Here is a 19,020-nt window from a genome sequence, read left to right on the forward strand (position 1 = left end):
AACACACATGACTCAAAAAACCATTATCCTTGCCAATCCCCGTGGCTTTTGTGCCGGCGTTGACCGCGCCATCAGCATTGTTGAACGTGCACTCGAAGAATTCGGCGCGCCTATTTACGTCCGCCATGAGGTCGTTCACAACAAATTCGTCGTGGACAATCTGCGGGCAAAAGGTGCCGTATTTGTCGATGATTTGGCGGATGTACCCAAGGGGGCCACGCTGATTTACTCGGCTCACGGCGTATCCAAAGCCGTACAGGAAGAAGCAGCACAACGCGGTTTCCGCGTTTTTGATGCCACCTGCCCTTTGGTAACCAAAGTCCACAAAGAAGTAGCCCGTCTCGATACCCAAGATTACGAAATCATCATGATCGGCCACAAAGGCCACGTCGAAGTAGAAGGAACGATGGGACAATTGCCTCCGGGTAAAATGTTTTTGGTTGAGACAGTGGACGATGTAGCCGGACTGAACGTCAAAAATCCTGACAAACTTGCCTACGTCAGCCAAACCACTTTATCGGTGGACGAAACCAAAGACATCATTGCAGCTTTGAATCAACGCTTCCCCAATATCCGCAATCCGCACAAAGAAGACATCTGCTACGCCACAACCAACCGCCAAACCGCTGTTAAAGAATTGGCGGAAGAATGCGATCTCGTGATTGTCGTCGGCTCGCCCAATTCTTCCAACAGCAACCGCTTGCGTGAAGTAGCCGCATTGCGCGGAGTTGATGCCTATATGGTCGATAATGCTTCCTATCTGAAAAAAGAATGGTTTGAAAACAAAACCAAGGTCGGTGTTACTGCCGGCGCATCCGCTCCCGAAGTCTTGGTTCGAGAAGTCTTACAAACCATTCAAGATTGGGGACATGAAACCATACGTGAAGGTGACGGTGCAGAAGAAAGCATTGTATTTGTCTTGCCCAAAGAGTTGCGTCGTGAGGGTGAAAACAAGCAAATTCTCAATAAAGGGTAAGTTTGTTATTTGCTTTATTTGAACTTAAGGCCGTCTGAAAATTTTCAGACGGCCTTAAGTATATTTTACTAATAAAAAAGACCTGCCTTAAAGGCAGATCTTTTCATACTTTATCCTGATTATTTCTCAAGAGTGTGTTGCTGACGGCGCAAGATTGCCGGAATTTCAAAGTCATCCAGTACAGACTGGTTGCTGAAATCAGCCGCAGTCAGATTCATAGAACGGATATTGCGGTTGGTACGAACCAGGCTTTCAGCACTGCTTTGGCTTTGAGCTTGAGGCGCTTCTTCCGCACCGCGTACCAATTGTTGGGTACGGGCAGCAGCACGCAGTTGGTTGTCAGTACCGTTTTCTTTCAAGCCGGTAGCAATAATGGTAATACGGATAGCGTCTTCGCTCATGCTCTCATCTTCGGCAGCACCAAATTTGCATTCCACTTCAGGGTGTGCATTTTGGTTGACGATGCGCATAATCTCGTTGAACTCAGACATTTTCAGGCAGCCAGGAGCAGTGGTAATGTTTACCAATACACCGCGTGCGCCATCCAAAGTAACATTATCCAAGAGTGGGCTGGAGATAGCTTGATCGGTAGCCAAACGGGCACGGTCGATACCTTGCGCAAAACCTGAACCCATCATGGCGATGCCGCGATTGCTCATCACGGTTTTCACGTCGGCGAAGTCCAAGTTGATCATGTCGCTCGGGCAAGTCACTACTTCGGAAATACCGGCAACCGCGTCACGCAGTACATTGTCGGCCGCACGGAAAGCCTCACGCATGGTCACATCTTCGCCCAAGGCAGTCATCAATTTGTCGTTTGGGATAATAATCAGGGAGTCAACGCGCTCTTTGAGTTGATCCAAACCTGCTTGAGCGATGTGTACGCGTTTGCCTTCGTAAGCAAACGGACGGGTTACAACCGCAACGGTCAGAATACCCATTTCTTTAGCGATTTCAGCCACAACAGGAGCAGAACCGGTACCTGTACCGCCACCCATACCGGTAGTGATGAACAGCATGTTTGCACCGCGGATGGCATCTTCAATGGCTTCGCGATCTTCTTGGGCTGCGGCGCGGCCGATTTCAGGATTTGCGCCGGCACCCAAACCGCGAGTCAGGTTTGTACCCAATTGAATGCGTTTAGCCGCATTGTTTTTAGCCAATGATTGCGCATCGGTATTGGCACTGATGAACTCAACACCATGAATAGTGTTGGCAACCATGTTGTTGATGGCATTACAGCCGCCGCCACCCAAACCGATAACTTTAATAACAGCAGGGCTTGTTGCTGATTCTGCTACGTCGTAAACAAATTCCATTCAATAATCCTCCGCGCCCCGCTTTATAAGGACGGTTCAAAAATAACTTATTATCCGTATTATATAAGAAGTATCCTGATACTGGCAAAAATCTTCTTATCATCCGACTGTCGGCGTTATATTTTTACTACAATTTTTAACAGAAAATATACAAGTTTTAAATTATTCACTTGGCAATTATTTAAAACCGTTTAATTCTACTTAAATATTCAGGACAAACGGTTGCTACACCGTCTGCCCTGAACGCTTTTATCAGAAATTGTCTCTGAAGAATCTTTGGATTTTTTCCCACAGACCCATTTTTTTGCCTGAATCATTCAGGGCAATTGCACCGGTTCGGCTGGTTTGCTCCCCCTCTTCGGCAGCATAGGCCGTCTGAAGCAGGCCGATTGCTGTTGAATAGCGTGGATTGCGGATACGCTCGGATACGCCGCCCATTTCTTGTGGAACCCCGATACGTGCCGGCAAATTAAAGACTTCTTCCGCCAACTCAACAATACCGGTCAACATAGAAGCACCGCCGGTCAAAACGATACCGGAAGTCAGCACTTCTTCAGGGAAGCCGGAACGGCGCAATTCGTTCAGCGTCAATTCCAAAATCTCTTCTACGCGCGGACCGATGATTTCAGCCAATACACGGCGTGAAATTTGACGTGATTGACGGTCACCAACACTAGGAACTTCAATCATTTCATCCAAGCCGTCCATAGTCGGAATAGCGGCGCCGTAATGGATTTTGATGTACTCGGCTGCACTGTGCGGCGTACGCAGGGCTTGCGCCAAGTCTTTGGTAATCAAATCGCCGGCAACGGGAATAACCGCGGTATGGCGGATGGCGCCATTGGTATAAACCGCGATATCGGTCGTACCGCCGCCGATATCGATGACGCACACGCCCAAATCTTTTTCGTCTTCAGTCAAAACGGCGTGACCGCTCGCCAAAGGCTGAAGCATGATTTGATCCATTTGCAGGCCGCAGCGTTGGATACATTTTTGGATATTTTGCAAAGCAGTGTTCGCACCGGTAATGATGTGCACGCGGGTATCCAAACGCACGCCGCTCATGCCGATAGGCTCTTTCACACCGGGTTGGTTGTCGATGATGTACTCTTGAACCACGGTATGTAAGATATTGTGATCAGGCGGAATATTGATGGCTTTGGCTGTTTCGATGGCACGATCGATGTCGGCTTGCGATACTTCGCCATCTTTAATTTTGACCACGCCTTGTGAATTCAGGCTGCGGATATGGTTACCGGCAATACCGGTGACAACGTGGGAAATTTTGGTATCTGCCATCAATTCGGCATCTTCTACCGCCTGACGAATGGCTTGCGCGGTAGCGTCGATATTGGTCACCATACCTGCACGCAGGCCGCGTGAAGGACTTTGGCCCAAGCCGACAATGTGGATTTCATTATCTTCCCGAATCTCGCCGATTAAGGCGATGACCTTGGACGTACCAATGTCTAAGGCACTGATATATTTATTTTGTTGTTGTTCCATAATTGCTCGTTCGCTATGTTGTCTGACTGACGGTTTGATTATTTTTGAAACAAGATTGCTTCACGTCTAATCGGCTATTCACTGTCGGAAGGGTTTTCAGACGGCCTGTAACGGACTGAAAAACCATCCTTATAACGCATATCGACATACTCGATACGACTTTGTTTTTTACGCAGCAGCGACGGCCAAATCTGGGCAAACTGCTGCAAACGTTTGATTTCATTTTCACGCCCCAAGCGTACGGTAATGCCGTTGTCCAATACAAGCAGCCATGCCGAACGCGGCGTGTAGATCAATTCTTTGATGGTCAGTTTCAACGGACTCAAAATACCGGAAAAGTCCGCATAATGTTTGACCATGTCTTTGCCTGTCCCCTGCTGCCCTTCAAATATAGGCAGATCCTGTTTCAGGCTTGCGGCAAACACATTACCCTTACTGTCCACCAAGCCGCCAGCGCGCCAGTGTGCAACCGGCACGCGCTCGGTCAGGATAATTTCCACGGTTTCCGGAAAACGTCGGCGCACCATTGCCGAGTCAATCCAAGGCAACTCCTGAAAAGCGGCCTGCGCCGCATCAATATCGGCGCGGAACATATTACCCCTGATATGCTCTCGTGCAACAGTTTGCAATTCTTTGCCGGAAGCATATTTCAGCTTGCCCTGAATGGCAATCTGTTTCACAGGGAAATATTTGGAATTGTAAAGCCAAGCTATGCCCGAACCTATCAGCAGAAAGGCCATCAGCAACAATAGCCGGCGGGTCAGCCGACCCAGTGCGCCTGCATCATCCCACATGAGCGGTCTTCAAAATCTCAATACATAAATCAGCAAAATCTACGCCGGTATGGGCTGCAGATTTTGGCACCAAACTATGGCTGGTCATACCGGGCAATGTATTGATTTCCAAAAGATACAGCTTACCGTCCGTATCTTTCAGGAAGTCCACGCGCGAACAGCCGTCCGCACCAATCGCCTGCGCGCCACGTACGGCCAGTTCGCACATCAGGTTTTCCTCATCCTCGCTCAAATCTTCCGACGGGCATTGATAAACCGTATCGTCGCGGTTGTATTTGGCTTCGTAATCGTAAAACTCGGTAGCCGGAATAATATGAATGCTCGGCAGGCCTTTGCCGTTCAATACCGGGCAAGAATACTCGCCGCCGCCAATAAAGCGTTCGGCAATAATTTCGCCCTGCAAATGTTTCAATTCTTCGTAAACGCTTTTCAGACGACCTTTTTCTTTGACTTTTACCACACCGACGCTGCTGCCTTCCGCGGCGGGTTTCACAAACATCGGCAGGCCCAATTTTTCTTCAACGGCATCAAAGTCGCTGTCGTCATGCAATATGGCAAACTCAGGAACAGGCAAACCCACGGCCTGCCAAATCAGTTTGCAGCGGTATTTGTCCATACCCAGCGCGGAAGCGGCCACACCGCTGCCGGTATAAGGAATACCCATCAGTTCCAACGCGCCTTGAATCGCGCCGTCTTCGCCGAAAGTGCCGTGCAAAATATTGAAGGCCGTCTGAAACCCTTGGGTTTTCAATTCAGACAACGGGGTTTCTTTGGGGTCGAACGCATGGGCATCGACGCCTTTGCTTTTCAAGGCGGCCAAAATAGCGGCGCCGCTGTCCAGAGAAACTTCGCGCTCGCTGGAGAAGCCGCCCATCAACACGGCCACTTTGCCAAAATTCTGCATAATTTCTACTTTCTTAAATACTGATACAGGCCGTCTGAAATATTGTTCAGACGACCTATGTGCCCTCAAAGGCAAATATGCCTGTTTATTATGATTGTTTCGACAATTCCACCAATGCAGACGGAACGCGGTTGATGCTGCCGGCACCCATATTCAGTACGACATCGCCGTCCTGCAAAACATCCAGCAACATTTGCGGCAGGTCGGCAACATTTTCGCAGTAAATCGGCTCAAGTTTGCCCAATACGCGGATGGCGCGTGCCAAGGCGCGGGAATCGGCTGCAGCAATCGGCTCTTCGCCTGCGGCATAAACTTCGGTCAACACCAGCGCATCGACAGTATTGAGGACTTTGGTAAAGTCTTCAAATAAATCGCGCGTGCGGGTATAGCGGTGCGGTTGGAAAGCCAAGACCAAGCGTTTTTCAGGGTATGCGCCACGTGCGGCGGCCAGAGTTGCCGCCATTTCGACAGGATGGTGACCATAATCGTCCACCAGCAGCGCGGTTCCGCCGTTTGGCAATTTGATGTCGCCATATTTTTGGAAACGGCGGCCGACACCTTCAAAGCCGAGCAAGCCTTTTTGAATGGCTTCAACCGATGCGCCAACTTCCAGCGCAACGCCGATAGCCGCCAAAGCATTGAGGACGTTGTGGCGGCCGGGCATATTTAAAACAACTTCAAACGGCTCTTGCTCATGTCCTTTCATTTGAACATGAACGGTAAATTTCATTTGTGCACCGACGTTTTCAATATCGGTCGCGTAGATATCGGCAGTATCGTCCAAGCCGTAAGTGGCGTAAGGTTTGCTGATTTTCGGCAAAATCGCGCGGACGTGTTCGCTGTCAATACACAAAAAGGCTTTGCCGTAGAACGGCATACGGTGGATGAAGTCCACAAACGCCTGATGCAGTTTCTCAACGCTGTGGCCGTAAGTATCCATATGGTCTTCGTCGATATTGGTTACGACGGACATAATCGGCGTCAGATACAGAAAAGAAGCATCGGATTCGTCGGCTTCAGCAACAATGTATTCGCCTTTGCCCAAACGGGCGTTGGTACCTGCGGCATTGAGTTTGCCGCCGATAACGAAAGTGGGGTCGAGACCTGCCGCGCCGAGAATAGAAGCAGTCAGACTGGTTGTTGTAGTTTTACCGTGCGTACCGGCAATGGCGATACCATCGCGGAAGCGCATCAATTCTGCCAACATCAGTGCACGCGGAATCACGGGAATCTGCTGTTCCAACGCAGCAACGACTTCGGGATTGTCTTTTTTGACGGCGGTAGAGGTAACAACCACGTCGGCGCCATTGACGTGTTCGGCAGTATGACCGGGATAAACTTGGATGCCGAGAGCGCTCAAATGCTCGGTAACGGCATTACGCGCCTGATCCGAACCGGAAACTTTAAAGCCCAAATTGTGTAAAACTTCGGCAATACCGCTCATGCCGACGCCGCCGATTCCGACAAAATGGATGTTGGTCACTCGATTTTTCATCATAATGTTGCGTTCCGGTTGGTTTTTAGTGCGTAAAGGCGTTATTTTAAAGGGCTATCCGCTTCTGCGCTATGCTTTTATTGTAAAGGAATTTTAACAAAAGCAATAAAGGCCGTCTGAAACGCCGTTAATCAACTTTTCAGACGGCCTTGAACAAAGTCTGCCTGCTTATTCGGTACAGGATATGGCAATTTCCGCCACATCGTCCGCACTGTGCGGCAACGCCAGCGTACGGGCATTTTTCGCCCATTTCAGGCATTTTTCGCGATTCAGGCCGCCGAGGATTTCGGCCAGTTTTTCTGCCGTCAGTTGAGTTTGTGGCAGCAGCAAACCGGCTTCGGCCTGCACCATAAAACGCGCATTGGCTGTTTGGTGGTCGTCCACCGCGTGCGGATACGGCACCAGCAACGCACCCAAACCGGCAGCCGTCAGCTCGGCAATCGTCAGTGCGCCGGCACGGCAAATTACCAAATCGGCATCACGGTAGGCAGACACCATATCGGTAATAAATTCGACGCACTCGGCTTGCACACCCAACGCATCGTAATCCGCCTGCAGGTTGCCCAATTTATTGCGTCCGGACTGATGATACATTTGCGGACGGGCTGCTTCCGGCAACAATGCCAAAGCTTGCGGGACGGTTTTATTCAACACATCCGCACCCAAACTGCCGCCCATCACCAAAACTTTCAGACGGCCTTGACGGTTTTCAAAGCGTTCTTCAGGAACAGGCAATGCCGCAATATCGGCACGGACAGGATTACCCACCAATCCGCCTTCATGTTGAAAGGCTTTGGGGAAAGCATACAGAACACGTTTTGCCCAACGCGACAGTTGGCGGTTGGATAAACCGGCTACGGCGTTTTGCTCGTGAATCACAATCGGCACCCTGGAAATTTTTGCCGCCACGCCGCCGGGGAAAGTAACGAAACCGCCAAAACCGATAACACACTCGACACGGTGTTTCTTAATAATCTGCTGCGCCGCGCGGACGGTTTTGTACAGCGTAAACGGCAACATCAGCTTACGCTTGATGCCGTTGCCGCGGATGCCTTTAATGGCCAGCGTTTCCAAGCGTATGCCGTATTGCGGCACGATGCGCTCTTCCATCGAATCCTGACTGCCCAGCCAAATCACATGATGGCCGCGCTTTTGCAGCGACTCGGCAACCGCCAATGCAGGGAAAATATGACCGCCCGTACCGCCGGCCATCAGCATAAAAGTTTTACCGCTCATGGTTTTACTCCACCGAATAACCGCGCATTTTTTGGCGGTTTTCATAATCAATGCGCAATAACAAAGTAACGCACACCAGCATGATAAAGACAGCCGAACCGCCGTAAGACATAAACGGCAAAGTCAGGCCTTTAGTGGGCAGGATACCGATGTTTACACCGATATTGAAGAAACTTTGAATACCAATCCAAATACCGATGCCGTTGGCGATGTACGCGCTGAACATCAAGCCCGAATCACGCGCCTGTTTGCCGATGGAAAACGCGCGCCAAACCAGCCAGCCGTAGCAGAACACCAAAACCAGCATCCCTAAAAAGCCGAATTCTTCGCCGATAACGGCAAAAATAAAGTCCGTATGCGCTTCAGGCAGATAGAAACGTTTTTCCAAACTTGCGCCCAAGCCCTCGCCAAACCAGCCGCCGCGCGCAATCGCCATCAAAGAATGCGTCAACTGATAGCCTTTGCCCAAAGGATCGCTCCATGGGTCCAAAAACGCCGCCACACGCGCCATGCGGTAAGGCGCGGCCAAAATCAGCAAACCCATTCCGCTCACAACGGTCGCCACCAATACGGCAAAATACTTCCACGGAAAGCCTGCCAAAAACAGCATACCCATGGTAATCACGACAATCACGACAAACGAGCCGAAATCCGGCTGACCCATAATCAAAACCAAACCGACCGCCACCGACATAATCGGCAGAATCAGGGTTTTAAATTTACGGAAGCGTTCCTTCACCCTTACCCAAGCTTCACTTTTAAAAGGGCTGCACACCAAATCGCCAATACCGGTAAACAAAGACGACCAACCCAAAGAATCCAAATCGCGCAACATTTCTTCACGGCGCGTAAACAGGCTGGACAAATACAAAACCGTTGCCAATTTGAAAAACTCGGTTGGCTGCAAGTTGAGCGGCCCGATATGAATCCAACGCGTCGCGCCGTTAATCTCACGGCCGACAAACAAAACCAGCAACAACAGCAAACCGGAAACGACAAAATAAAACGGAATAATCCGCCGCCAAAAGCTCATTTTCAGCAGGAAAAGCGGCAAGCACATGGCCACCGTAAACAGGATAAACATTGCCTGTTTGGACACAAAAGAAAACTGGCTACCCCCATCCGATGCCGCATATGCAATAGAGGCCGAATAAATCATTACCAAGCTGAAGGTCGTCATCAAAACGACTATCCACAAGAGAGAAACATCAAACTTCCGACCATCGCGCGCAATCGGCCGGTCAAGCATTTTGGAAAGACTAATCATGAAAACATCCGTAACGGCTTGAATAAAATATTCAGACGGCCTGCTAATGGGCAAGAGGCCGTCTGAAAAAATGAATTAACGTTATTTTAAAGGTTTATTTCCAAACCAACAATTCAGAATCTTTAAAGATGCCGGATTCCGACGTTCTTTGCGCCCTACCCTACCCTTTGATACCGGCAAAAGGCCGTCTGAAAACACTTTTATGTTCTCAGACGGCCTTGTATAAATTTTTTCTTCAGAAAAATAGGCTACTTTTTATCCAATACAAACCCTAAGCCAACTGCGGTATTTCCACCCACGGCTGTATCTGTTCCAACTGCGCTGCAAGGCGGAGCAGCGTGTCTTCGCGTCCGTGAGCGGCGGCAAACTGAGTACCAACGGGCAGCTCGTTATGCCGGTAAAGCGGCACGCTCATGGCGGGGTTGCCGCTCATGTTCAGCGGCGACGTATAACCGACGTATTGCAGCGCGGCGGCGGCTTCTTTTTCTAAAAACGGGTTGTTTTTCAACAGAAAACCCAAGTGCAGCGTGCCAAACAGCAGGCGCATGGCTTTTTGTGCGGCGGGCGGAGGCATCATCTCGCCGATTTTCGGCGTGGTGCGCGGGCAGACGGGCGTCATTAACACGTCGTAGCGTGTGAAAAATGCTTTGGCGGCACGTTCCTGCGCCAGCATCACGTCGCGCGCCCATGCCATTTCGCCCGCACTGATTTGCCGCCCCTGCACAATCATTGCCCACGTTGTCGGTTCAAGCAGGCAGTGCGGCAGTTTTTGTCCGGTTTCGTATTGATATTGGTAGAACAGTTTTGCCGTTTCGCCCATGATGATGATGCGGGCGGCGCGGTTGAGCTGTTCGGGCGGCGCGAAATCGGGCGTGGCTTCTTCCAATTCGTGTCCCGCGTCTTGTATCAGTTTCAAACTATGGGCGAACGCGGCTTCCGTGCCTTCGTCGTTACCGCCGCCAAACCATGTCTGTTTCCAAAAAGCGATTTTCAGACGACCTGTTTCTAGTTTCATGCTGTCTGCAAAACCGTTTTCGGGCGGCGGCGGGCAGGCATACAGGGCGCGGGCTTGGGTTTGGGCGGCAATGTCCAGCAAAACCGCGCTGTCGCGCACGCTGCGGGTCAACACATGGTCGCATACCAAACCTTGCCATGCCTCCGATGCATTCGGCGCGTAACTGCTGCGGCCGCGCGTGGGTTTCAGCCCGAACACGCCGCAGTTGTGCGCGGGTAAGCGAATGGAGCCGCCACCGTCGCTACCGTGCGCTGCGGGTACGACGCCCGAAGCCACTGCCACCGCCGCGCCTCCGCTGCTGCCGCCCGCGGTGTAATCCCAATGCCACGGATTGCGCGTGATGCCGTAAATTTCGGTTTCGGTAACGGGATACGCGCCCCATTCGGGCGTAGTGGTTTTGCCGAACACGCGCAGCCCCGCATCGAGATAGGCTTGGGTCAAATCGCTGTTTTGTTTGGCAATGTAATGCTGCATCATACGCGAACCCGACCATGTCGGCGCGCCTTCCCAATCCGCCAGCAAGTCTTTGAGCAAAAACGGTACGCCCGCCAGCGGCGTATCGGCATTTTCAGACGACCCCTGCCACGCCGCCGCGCGTTCGCGCAAATCGTGCGCCAACAGATTGAGCTTGGGATTGACTTCGTCCAAGCGGTTTAAAGCAGCCTGCAACACTTCATCGGCGGAGACTTCTTTTTTACGGATCAGCTCTGCCAAACCGACGGCATCGTAACGGATGTAGTCTTGAAAATTCATGGGTTTTCCTTTCGGATTGATAAACACACGTTTTGTCGGTCAGGCATAGCTGCCCGCCGCCTCGCTGTTTGCCCGCATAGGCAAATTTTAAGAAACAGTAACACCGGATAAAGGCAAGGAACAAGTTTACCGTTGCTGCAAAAAGGTCGTCTGAAACTGCCTTAACGTTTTCAGACGACCTTTGAGACAATGACACACAAGGTTTACGGTAAAACCAACCCTCTTTTCATCTTTCAGACGGCCTTACAAAGCTTTGAACGCCTCGACAAACACTTCCGAACGGTGCGCATAGCCTTTGAACATATCAAAGCTCGCACAAGCAGGGCTGAGCAGCACGATATCGCCCGCTTTAGCTTGGGCGTATGCCGTCTGAACCGCTTCTTCCAAAGTGGCGCAGTCGGTCATATTCAGACCGCAGCCGTCCAAATCGCGGCGGATTTGCGGCGCATCGACACCAATCAGGAACACGCCTTTTGCCTTGCCGGCAAGCGCGTCGCGCAGGGGCGTGAAATCCTGCCCTTTGCCCATGCCGCCCAAAATAACGAAGAGCGGATTTTGCAAACCGGCAATCGCGGCGGCGGTCGCGCCGACGTTCGTGCCTTTGCTGTCGTCGATGAACACCACGCCGTTTTTCTCGCCGATTTTTTCCACGCGATGCGGCAGGCCTTGGAAGGTTTTGACGTGTTCGAGCAATGCTTCGCGCGGCAAACCGATGGCCTCGCACAAAGCCACGGCAGCCATAACGTTGGCGGCGTTGTGCAAGCCTTGCAGCGGGATGTCTTGCGTAGAAATCAAATCTTCATCGCCTTGTTTCAGACGACCCGTCTCGCGTTCCAACCAAAAATCAGCTTCGTGTTCTAACGAAAACCATTTCACCTCGCGCCCGGCGCGTTTCATGGCGCGGCAGAACGCATCATCCGCATTCAAAACCTGCACGCCATCGCCACGGAAAATCTTGTCCTTGGTATGCGCATAGTCGAGCAAGTCGTCGTAGCGGTCGAGATGGTCTTCGGAAATGTTCAGCACCGTCGCCGCAGTCGGGCCCAGGCTTTCAGTGTTTTCCAGTTGGAAGCTGGAAAGCTCCAACACCCACACGTCAGCCTTTTTGCCTTCGCGCTGCAATTCCGCCTCCAAAACCGGCGTACCGATATTGCCCGCGATAACGGTATCCAGACCGCACTTGATGCAAAGATAGCCGACCAGGCTCGTTACCGTGGTTTTGCCGTTGCTGCCGGTAATCGCAATCACCTTGTCGCCGCGGCGGTTCACAATGTCCGCCAGCAATTCGATGTCGCCCAACACGCGCCCGCCGTTCTGCTTGAACGCCTCAATATCCGGCTGCCGCTCGCTGATGCCGGGACTGAGCGCCAAAATATCGAAACCGTTGGAGAGCGCATCTTTCAGACGGCCCGTATAAAACACCAGCCCGTCAAACATCTTACCGATTTGCGACACACGCTCCGGTTTTAACTCCGCATCATAAGCAGCAACCTCCGCGCCGTTTTTGCGCAGGTAGGCAATCATGGAAATACCCGTGCCGCCAAGCCCGGCGACGAGGATTTTTTTATTTTGAAAAGTCATTTTGGTTTTGTCCTAAGTTTTTCAGACGGCCTTTGAATAAGGATTCAATATCCTTTCTGATTCAATTCTCGGTAAGCATCGCAACCTAGTTGTATTCCGTTATCACAAGCCTTACCAAACCACTCCTTGGCAATCTTATAGTTCTGACGAACACCTTCTCCGTTGGCATACATCACACCAAAATTATATTGGGCTTCTGCATATCCTTGCTCTGCCGCCTTACGATACCAATGCACTGCCTGTGCATCATCTTGACGAACTCCTTGCCCTTGATCATACATTATACCCAAATTGAATTGCGCTTGAGCAACACCTTGTTCTGCAGCCTTGTGATACCACCTCACCGCCTGTACATCATCTTGATGAATTCCTTGCCCATTGGCATACATTACACCCAAATTATATTGGGCTTTAGCATGCCCTTGTTCTGCCGCCCTGCCAAACCACTGCACTGCCTGTGCATTGTCTTGATGGACTCCTTGCCCTTGAAGGTACATCATGCCCAAATTAAACTGAGCTTGAGCATCTCCCTGCTCTGCTGCCTTTCTGTACCACTTAATCGCCTCTACATAATCTTGACGTACACCTTCCCCACTCGCATACATATCGCCTAAATTATATTGTGCATCTACATTCCCTTGTTCCGCAGCTTTACGATACCATCCGATAGCCTGTATGTAATCCTGATGCACTCCTTCCCCGTTAGCATATGCCACACCTAAATTATACTGACCTATGGCATCTCCATGACCAGCCGCTCTACGAAACCATTTCAACGCCTGCTCATAGTCTTTGCCAACACCTTGCCCATTAGCATACAGCATACCCAAATTTAACTGAGCATCTGTATTTTCCTGATTCGCAGCCCTATAAAACCATTCCGCAGCCTGAGCATAGTCTTGACTAACACCTTGCCCATTCTGATACAGCATACCCAAATTATTTTGGGCTCCAGTATCACCCTGTTCGGCAGCCTTACGATACCATTCTGCCGCCTGTACATAATCTTGACCAACACCTTGCCCTAGCTGATACATTACACCCAAGTTAAATTGAGCTTTAGCATTCTCTTGCTCTGCTGCCTTACGAAACCACTGCACTGCTAGTCTGTTGTCTTGACTAATACCCTGTCCATTCGCATACATTGCTCCAATACTTAATTGAGCTTCTGGATCTCCTTGCTCCGCAGCTCTCAGCATATTCTTAAAATCTGGAATACTTTCAGCTAAAGCTGGCTGTCCTAACCCAAAGCAAGCCATCACACCCATTATTATTTTTTTCACCGAAACCTTCATTTTAAAATCCATTACATTCAAATTATTATTTCTGTTCTATCCTAGTTTTTTCAGACGGCTTTTAAAAAGATTCAATATCCTGTCTGATCCAATTTTTGATAAGCATCACAGCCCTGTTGCGATCCATTATGGCATGCCTTACTAAACCATTCTTTAGCAACAGATTGATTTTGAGGAACACCTTGTCCGTAATGATACATAACACCTAAATTATATTGGGCCTCAGAACTTCCTTGCTCGGCTGCTTTACGATACCAATATAAGGCCTGCTTATCATCTTGACGAACACCGAATCCATTATGATAAGCCACGCCAAGATCTGATTGAGCTTTGATATTTTCTTGATCTGCTGCACGATGTAGCCATAGCACCGCCTGTTTAAAATCTTTTTGCACGCCTAAACCATGCATATACCTTGTAGCCACAGTATATTGTGCTTGATTATCTCCCTGCTCCGCCGCCTTTCGATACCATTGGAACGCCTTCTCAGGAGCTTTACCGACACCTAATCCGTTATCATACATAATGGCTAAATTGTATTGGGCATCAAGATACCCTTGTTCTGCCGCCTTTTCATACCATCGAGCTGCTTGATCATAATCTTGTTCAATGCCTTTACCAAAAAAATAGATTGTTCCTAAATCATACTGGGCTTTAGCAAAGCCTTGTGCAGCAGCTTTTTGAAACCAATATTTGGCTTGCTCATAATCTTGGGCAACACCTTGTCCCTTATAATACAATCCCCCTAGATTGCTCTGCGCATCCACGTCCCCTTGCTCTGCTGCTCTACGGAACCAATGTTCTGCCTGTTTATAATCTTTGGGCGCCCCTTTCCCCAAGTAATACATCAAACCCAAATTAAATTGGGATGCTGCATTTCCTTGTTTTGCATCCTGCTCTGTTTCTGCGAAATTTGGGATATCACTTGCATTAGCCATCTGTCCAAATCCAAACAAAACAACTGCTATCTTTCTCAACCAATTCTTCATATTACATTCTCTCTTATATTCTTTAATATCATAGCAGCATTTTCAAACAAACTTAATCTGCAAATCCCTCAAAAAATCCGTTTACACCATAGCTACTCAAAATCTGCTGCAATTCCGGTGCACGTACCCATGGGTCAACCTCCATCGGCGGCATAGGCGGTTCGATACCGTCTTCGTTTTGGTTACGGCACCAATCTGCCATGGCAAAAACTTGGATTAAAACCGGCTCGGCAAGTGCTTTGTCGATACCCAGTTCGCTCATGGCTTGGGCAAAGCAGGCAATCCATTCGTTGCGGACTTGTACGTTGACGGCAAAAGGCATGTGGCGGGCTCGCAGTTGGGGATGGCCGTATTTTTCGACAAAGAGTTGCGGGCCGCCGAGCCAGCCGCTGAAAAATTCGTAGAGCTTTTCGCGTATCAGGGTCATGTCTTCGCCGTGCATTTGGCGCAAGGCTTGGTATTTCGGCTCAAGTTCCATTAAGTCGTAGAAACGGTCGGTCAGGGTGCGGATGCCGGTTGCGCCGCCAAAAGATTGGTACATATTTGGGGACTTTCTGTGTGGATTATTGCGGGATTTATTTTTGAAATAGAGGATTCAGACAAGCATGCTTATCCTACATAATGGCCGTCTGAAACTTTCAGACGGCCTTTGGAGATTTAGCGGATTTTGAGGGTACTTAAACCAATCAGCACCAAGACGATGGTGATAATCCAGAAACGGACGACGACTTGGGTTTCTTTCCAGCCTTTTTGTTCATAATGGTGATGAATCGGCGCCATCAGGAAAATGCGTTTTTTGGTGCGTTTGTACCAACCGACTTGCAACATAACGGAAATGGCTTCAACGACAAACAGGCCACCCATAATGACGAGGACAAATTCTTGGCGGATGATGACGGCAACGGTACCGAGCGCCGCACCGAGCGCGAGTGCACCGACGTCGCCCATAAAGACTTGTGCCGGATAAGCGTTAAACCACAAAAAGCCGAGACATGCGCCGCACATGGCGGTACAGAAAATCACCACTTCGTTTGCGCCGGCAACGTAAGGCAGTTGCAGGTATTGGGCGAATTGGGAGTGGCCGCTGGCATAAGCAAAGATGGCGAGGCCGGCGGCAACAAGTACAACGGGAAATGCGGCCAAGCCGTCCAAACCGTCGGTCAGGTTAACGGCATTGGATGTGCCGACGATGGTCAGGTAGGACAATACTAAGAAGCCGACTACGCCAAGCGGCAAGGCAACTTGTTTGAAGAAGGGAACAATCAGGATATTGTTGGCGGAATTTGTTGCAAGGTAGAACAACGCCAAGCCGGCAATGATGGCAACGCTGGACTGCCACACCATTTTGAATTTGGCAGACACGCCGTTAGGGTCTTTATAAACCACTTTACGCCAGTCGTCGTAAAAACCGAGTGCGCCGGTAGCGAGCAGGACGCCTAAGAGAATCCAGATATAAGGATTTGCCCAGTTGCCCCACAGGATTGTAGATACAGTAATGGCGGTCAAAATCAGCGAGCCACCCATGGTTGGCGTACCGTTTTTGACGAGGTGGGTTTGCGGGCCGTCGGTGCGCACTGCCTGGCCGACTTTAAGCGCAGTCAGTTTGCGGATGGTCCACGGACCAAGCAATAGGGAAAACGCCAAAGCAGTCAAAGCCGCCATGACGGCGCGGAATGTGGTGTATTGAAAAATATTCAGACCGGTTAACCAGTTACTGAAATGTGCGAGCCATAAAAACATGGAACTTCCTTTTTTGTTTTTGTTGTTACAGCGGGCTTATGCCCAATTAAAAATCAATCGGTATGCCGTCTGAAATTGCAGACGGCCTTATTGAGTAAGATTATTTCTCTACCACGCAAATCGGATAATTTCCGGGATTCTTTCCGCCCCCTAAGTCCAAGCAGGTATCTTCATAGATAAATGCCTGTACTTTCATTCCGGCATAAAACGCGGCAAACAGCAAACCAGCCAATAGAAAAATCTTTTTCATATTTCAGACGGCCTTTTACGCGGTTGTTGCTACCAATGCCTCAACCACTTCTTCCATCTTCATAAAGCGCGAGCCTTTGACCAGCACAGTAGCGTGTTCAGGCAAATCGTGGCTCAACACTTGAATCAACGGATCTTTGTCTGCGAACCACAAACCTTCCGCACCAAACGTCTCTGCCGCTTCAACGCTGTTATCGCCGACAAAATATGCGGCCTCGATGCCTTTATCCCGTGCATACGCGCCAACTTCGGCATGCATGGCTGCGGCTTCGTCCTCGCCCAGTTCGCCCATATCGCCCATCACAAAAATGCGCGGCGCAGGCATAGCGGCGAGCACATCAATGGCGGCTTTCATACTGTCGGGGTTGGCATTATAAGTATCATCAATCAAAGTCGCGCCTTTAATGCCTTGCTTGATATTCAGACGGCCTTTGATATTGCTGAAATTTCTCAGGCCGTCTGAAACTTCGGCAAGGCTCAAACCTGCCGCCAAAGCCAGAGCAGCGGCGGCTACGGCATTATGCACATTGTGACGGCCGGGGACCGGCAGTACCACGGCAACACGTTCATTGTCACACACCAAATCAAATTCACAGGATAACGGTTTCAACTCAATATTTTCTGCATGGACATCGCCACTGGCAATGCCGAAAGTCTGAGCGTTTAATTGCGCGGTAGCCGCTTCAAATGTAGCGATATTGGCATCTTCACACGGAATCAGCGCAACGCCGTCTGAAAGCAAACCTTCGTAGATTTCACTTTTGGCTTTGGCAATATCGCCGACGCCATCAAAACCGCAACCGACATGCGCGCGCAAGGCGTTATTGACCAGAGCAACATTCGGACCGGCGATTCGGGTCAGCAAAGACAATTCGCCAAAATGGTTCATGCCCATTTCAATGACGGCATAGCGGTGTTTTTCGTTCAGTTTCAACAAAGTCAGCGGCAGGCCGATATGATTGTTGAAATTGCCGGCTGTCGCCAACACAGCTTCATCACCGAATCGATGACGCAATACGCCGGCCAACATCTCTTTAACCGTTGTTTTGCCGGAAGAGCCGGTAATGCCAAAGACAAAAGGATTCACATTTTCACGCCACGCCTTTGCCAGTTTTTGCAAAGCCGCAAGCGTATCGTCAACCTTCAATGCGCCTTTCAAAGCCGCGCGATCTTCGCGCGAAACCACAACTGCCGTTGCCCCCGCCGCCAACACATCTTCAACAAAGTCATGCGCGTCAAAGCGTTCGCCGGCAAGCGCGAAAAATACGTCGCCGTCCTGAATATCGCGGCTATCGGTAACAATACGCGAAACAGGTTGATTTTCAGACGGCATCGGAAGGTTGAGGGTCTGACAAATAAAATTAAGGTCTAGTGGTTTCATGATTGTGTTTCTTGTCCTTGTTCTACTTGTTCTAACGGTTCCACATTTTTATCCGTATTTTGGGAAACCATTTTTAAATGACGACAATTGCGTCCTGCCAGCACAATAAAAAGAATAGCGGCAAAATTTATACCGACAGTAAGTTTATGTACTATAAGGCTAAATGATAATTGCAGTACACTTTCTATATAATATGTAAAAGAAAATACATCGCTTGCAAAAGCAATCTGCAATAAGCATGGCGTGTACACATATATCATTCTTTTAAAACCTACTTCACGGAATTTAAACGCATTCCATGCTGCAGACAGCGCCAATACACCTAGAGCGAAAACTAAAACGCCAAACAACACAGCCCATGCCATGTTGTTAATCAGTCCTTGTACACTCTGAATTGATGCCAGAATCAACCAAACCACGCCCTGTACAAAAGTCAGCCATGCCATAAATTTGCCGCTTTTGGGCAATTTTTTATATTCAGGAAATGTATTGGAAAACCAACTTTTCATACTATAAATCA

17 protein-coding genes are annotated in these 19,020 nt (G+C 49.7%); 1 reads left to right on the plus strand and 16 read right to left on the minus strand.

Annotation, left to right across the window (positions count from 1 at the left end; all coding sequences use genetic code 11):
• Positions 1-7 precede the first annotated feature (7 nt).
• Complete coding sequence (gene ispH, locus ACTHRY_RS00215; protein ID WP_049322562.1) at positions 8-976, plus strand: 4-hydroxy-3-methylbut-2-enyl diphosphate reductase; 969 nt, start codon at positions 8-10, stop codon at positions 974-976.
• Between the two features lie 119 nt (positions 977-1,095).
• On the opposite strand, the gene ftsZ is transcribed toward ispH, so the two are convergent.
• The 16 genes from ftsZ to ACTHRY_RS00295 all read right to left on the minus strand — a co-directional run bounded on the left by ftsZ (position 1,096) and on the right by ACTHRY_RS00295 (position 19,009).
• Positions 1,096-2,295, minus strand: coding sequence for a cell division protein FtsZ (gene ftsZ / locus ACTHRY_RS00220; RefSeq protein ID WP_049322563.1), 1,200 nt, complete (start codon positions 2,293-2,295; stop codon positions 1,096-1,098).
• A 252-nt stretch (positions 2,296-2,547) separates the two neighbouring features.
• On the minus strand, positions 2,548-3,801 hold the full coding sequence (gene ftsA, locus ACTHRY_RS00225; protein ID WP_003682483.1) for a cell division protein FtsA: 1,254 nt from the start codon (positions 3,799-3,801) through the stop codon (positions 2,548-2,550).
• 74 nt (positions 3,802-3,875) lie between these two features.
• A complete protein-coding gene (locus ACTHRY_RS00230; RefSeq protein ID WP_049322564.1) occupies positions 3,876-4,595 on the minus strand; it encodes a cell division protein FtsQ/DivIB in 720 nt (239 codons plus the stop codon).
• Positions 4,585-5,499: a D-alanine--D-alanine ligase gene (locus tag ACTHRY_RS00235; RefSeq protein ID WP_049322565.1), complete on the minus strand. Its 915-nt coding sequence runs from the start codon at positions 5,497-5,499 to the stop codon at positions 4,585-4,587. Before ACTHRY_RS00235 ends, ACTHRY_RS00230 begins: the two co-directional genes overlap by 11 nt.
• An 88-nt stretch (positions 5,500-5,587) precedes the next feature.
• The gene (gene murC, locus ACTHRY_RS00240) at positions 5,588-6,997 is read right to left on the minus strand and encodes a UDP-N-acetylmuramate--L-alanine ligase (RefSeq protein WP_049322566.1); all 1,410 of its coding nucleotides are present in this window, start codon (positions 6,995-6,997) and stop codon (positions 5,588-5,590) included.
• A gap of 165 nt (positions 6,998-7,162) precedes the next feature.
• Positions 7,163-8,230: an undecaprenyldiphospho-muramoylpentapeptide beta-N-acetylglucosaminyltransferase gene (murG, locus tag ACTHRY_RS00245; RefSeq protein WP_049322567.1), complete on the minus strand. Its 1,068-nt coding sequence runs from the start codon at positions 8,228-8,230 to the stop codon at positions 7,163-7,165.
• 4 nt (positions 8,231-8,234) lie between these two features.
• A complete protein-coding gene (locus tag ACTHRY_RS00250) occupies positions 8,235-9,497 on the minus strand; it encodes a peptidoglycan glycosyltransferase FtsW (protein WP_049322568.1) in 1,263 nt (420 codons plus the stop codon).
• A 271-nt stretch (positions 9,498-9,768) separates the two neighbouring features.
• Entirely contained in the window at positions 9,769-11,265 is a 1,497-nt protein-coding gene (locus ACTHRY_RS00255) for an amidase (protein ID WP_440373942.1), read from the minus strand.
• 243 nt (positions 11,266-11,508) lie between these two features.
• Positions 11,509-12,846 (minus strand): UDP-N-acetylmuramoyl-L-alanine--D-glutamate ligase, encoded by a 1,338-nt coding sequence (gene murD, locus ACTHRY_RS00260; protein WP_049322569.1) that lies wholly within the window; start codon positions 12,844-12,846, stop codon positions 11,509-11,511.
• A gap of 44 nt (positions 12,847-12,890) precedes the next feature.
• Positions 12,891-14,153 (minus strand): tetratricopeptide repeat protein, encoded by a 1,263-nt coding sequence (locus ACTHRY_RS00265; RefSeq protein WP_053088379.1) that lies wholly within the window; start codon positions 14,151-14,153, stop codon positions 12,891-12,893.
• A 59-nt stretch (positions 14,154-14,212) separates the two neighbouring features.
• Complete coding sequence (locus ACTHRY_RS00270; RefSeq protein WP_049322570.1) at positions 14,213-15,130, minus strand: SEL1-like repeat protein; 918 nt, start codon at positions 15,128-15,130, stop codon at positions 14,213-14,215.
• A 52-nt stretch (positions 15,131-15,182) separates the two neighbouring features.
• Positions 15,183-15,671, minus strand: coding sequence for a group II truncated hemoglobin (locus ACTHRY_RS00275; RefSeq protein WP_049322571.1), 489 nt, complete (start codon positions 15,669-15,671; stop codon positions 15,183-15,185).
• A 116-nt stretch (positions 15,672-15,787) separates the two neighbouring features.
• A complete protein-coding gene (gene mraY / locus ACTHRY_RS00280; protein WP_036493428.1) occupies positions 15,788-16,870 on the minus strand; it encodes a phospho-N-acetylmuramoyl-pentapeptide-transferase in 1,083 nt (360 codons plus the stop codon).
• Positions 16,871-16,970: 100 nt separating this feature from the next.
• Positions 16,971-17,120 (minus strand): hypothetical protein, encoded by a 150-nt coding sequence (locus ACTHRY_RS00285; RefSeq protein WP_049322572.1) that lies wholly within the window; start codon positions 17,118-17,120, stop codon positions 16,971-16,973.
• A 15-nt stretch (positions 17,121-17,135) separates the two neighbouring features.
• Positions 17,136-18,500 carry a UDP-N-acetylmuramoyl-tripeptide--D-alanyl-D-alanine ligase gene (locus ACTHRY_RS00290; protein ID WP_049322573.1) on the minus strand — a complete coding sequence of 455 codons (1,365 nt, stop codon included), beginning with the start codon at positions 18,498-18,500 and terminating at the stop codon, positions 17,136-17,138.
• Entirely contained in the window at positions 18,497-19,009 is a 513-nt protein-coding gene (locus ACTHRY_RS00295; protein WP_049322574.1) for a hypothetical protein, read from the minus strand. The genes ACTHRY_RS00290 and ACTHRY_RS00295 overlap by 4 nt, the downstream gene beginning before the upstream one ends.
• Between the last annotated feature and the right edge of the window lie 11 nt (positions 19,010-19,020).

The organism is Neisseria sp. P0004.S004, assembly GCF_051963335.1.
Lineage (GTDB): Bacteria > Pseudomonadota > Gammaproteobacteria > Burkholderiales > Neisseriaceae > Neisseria.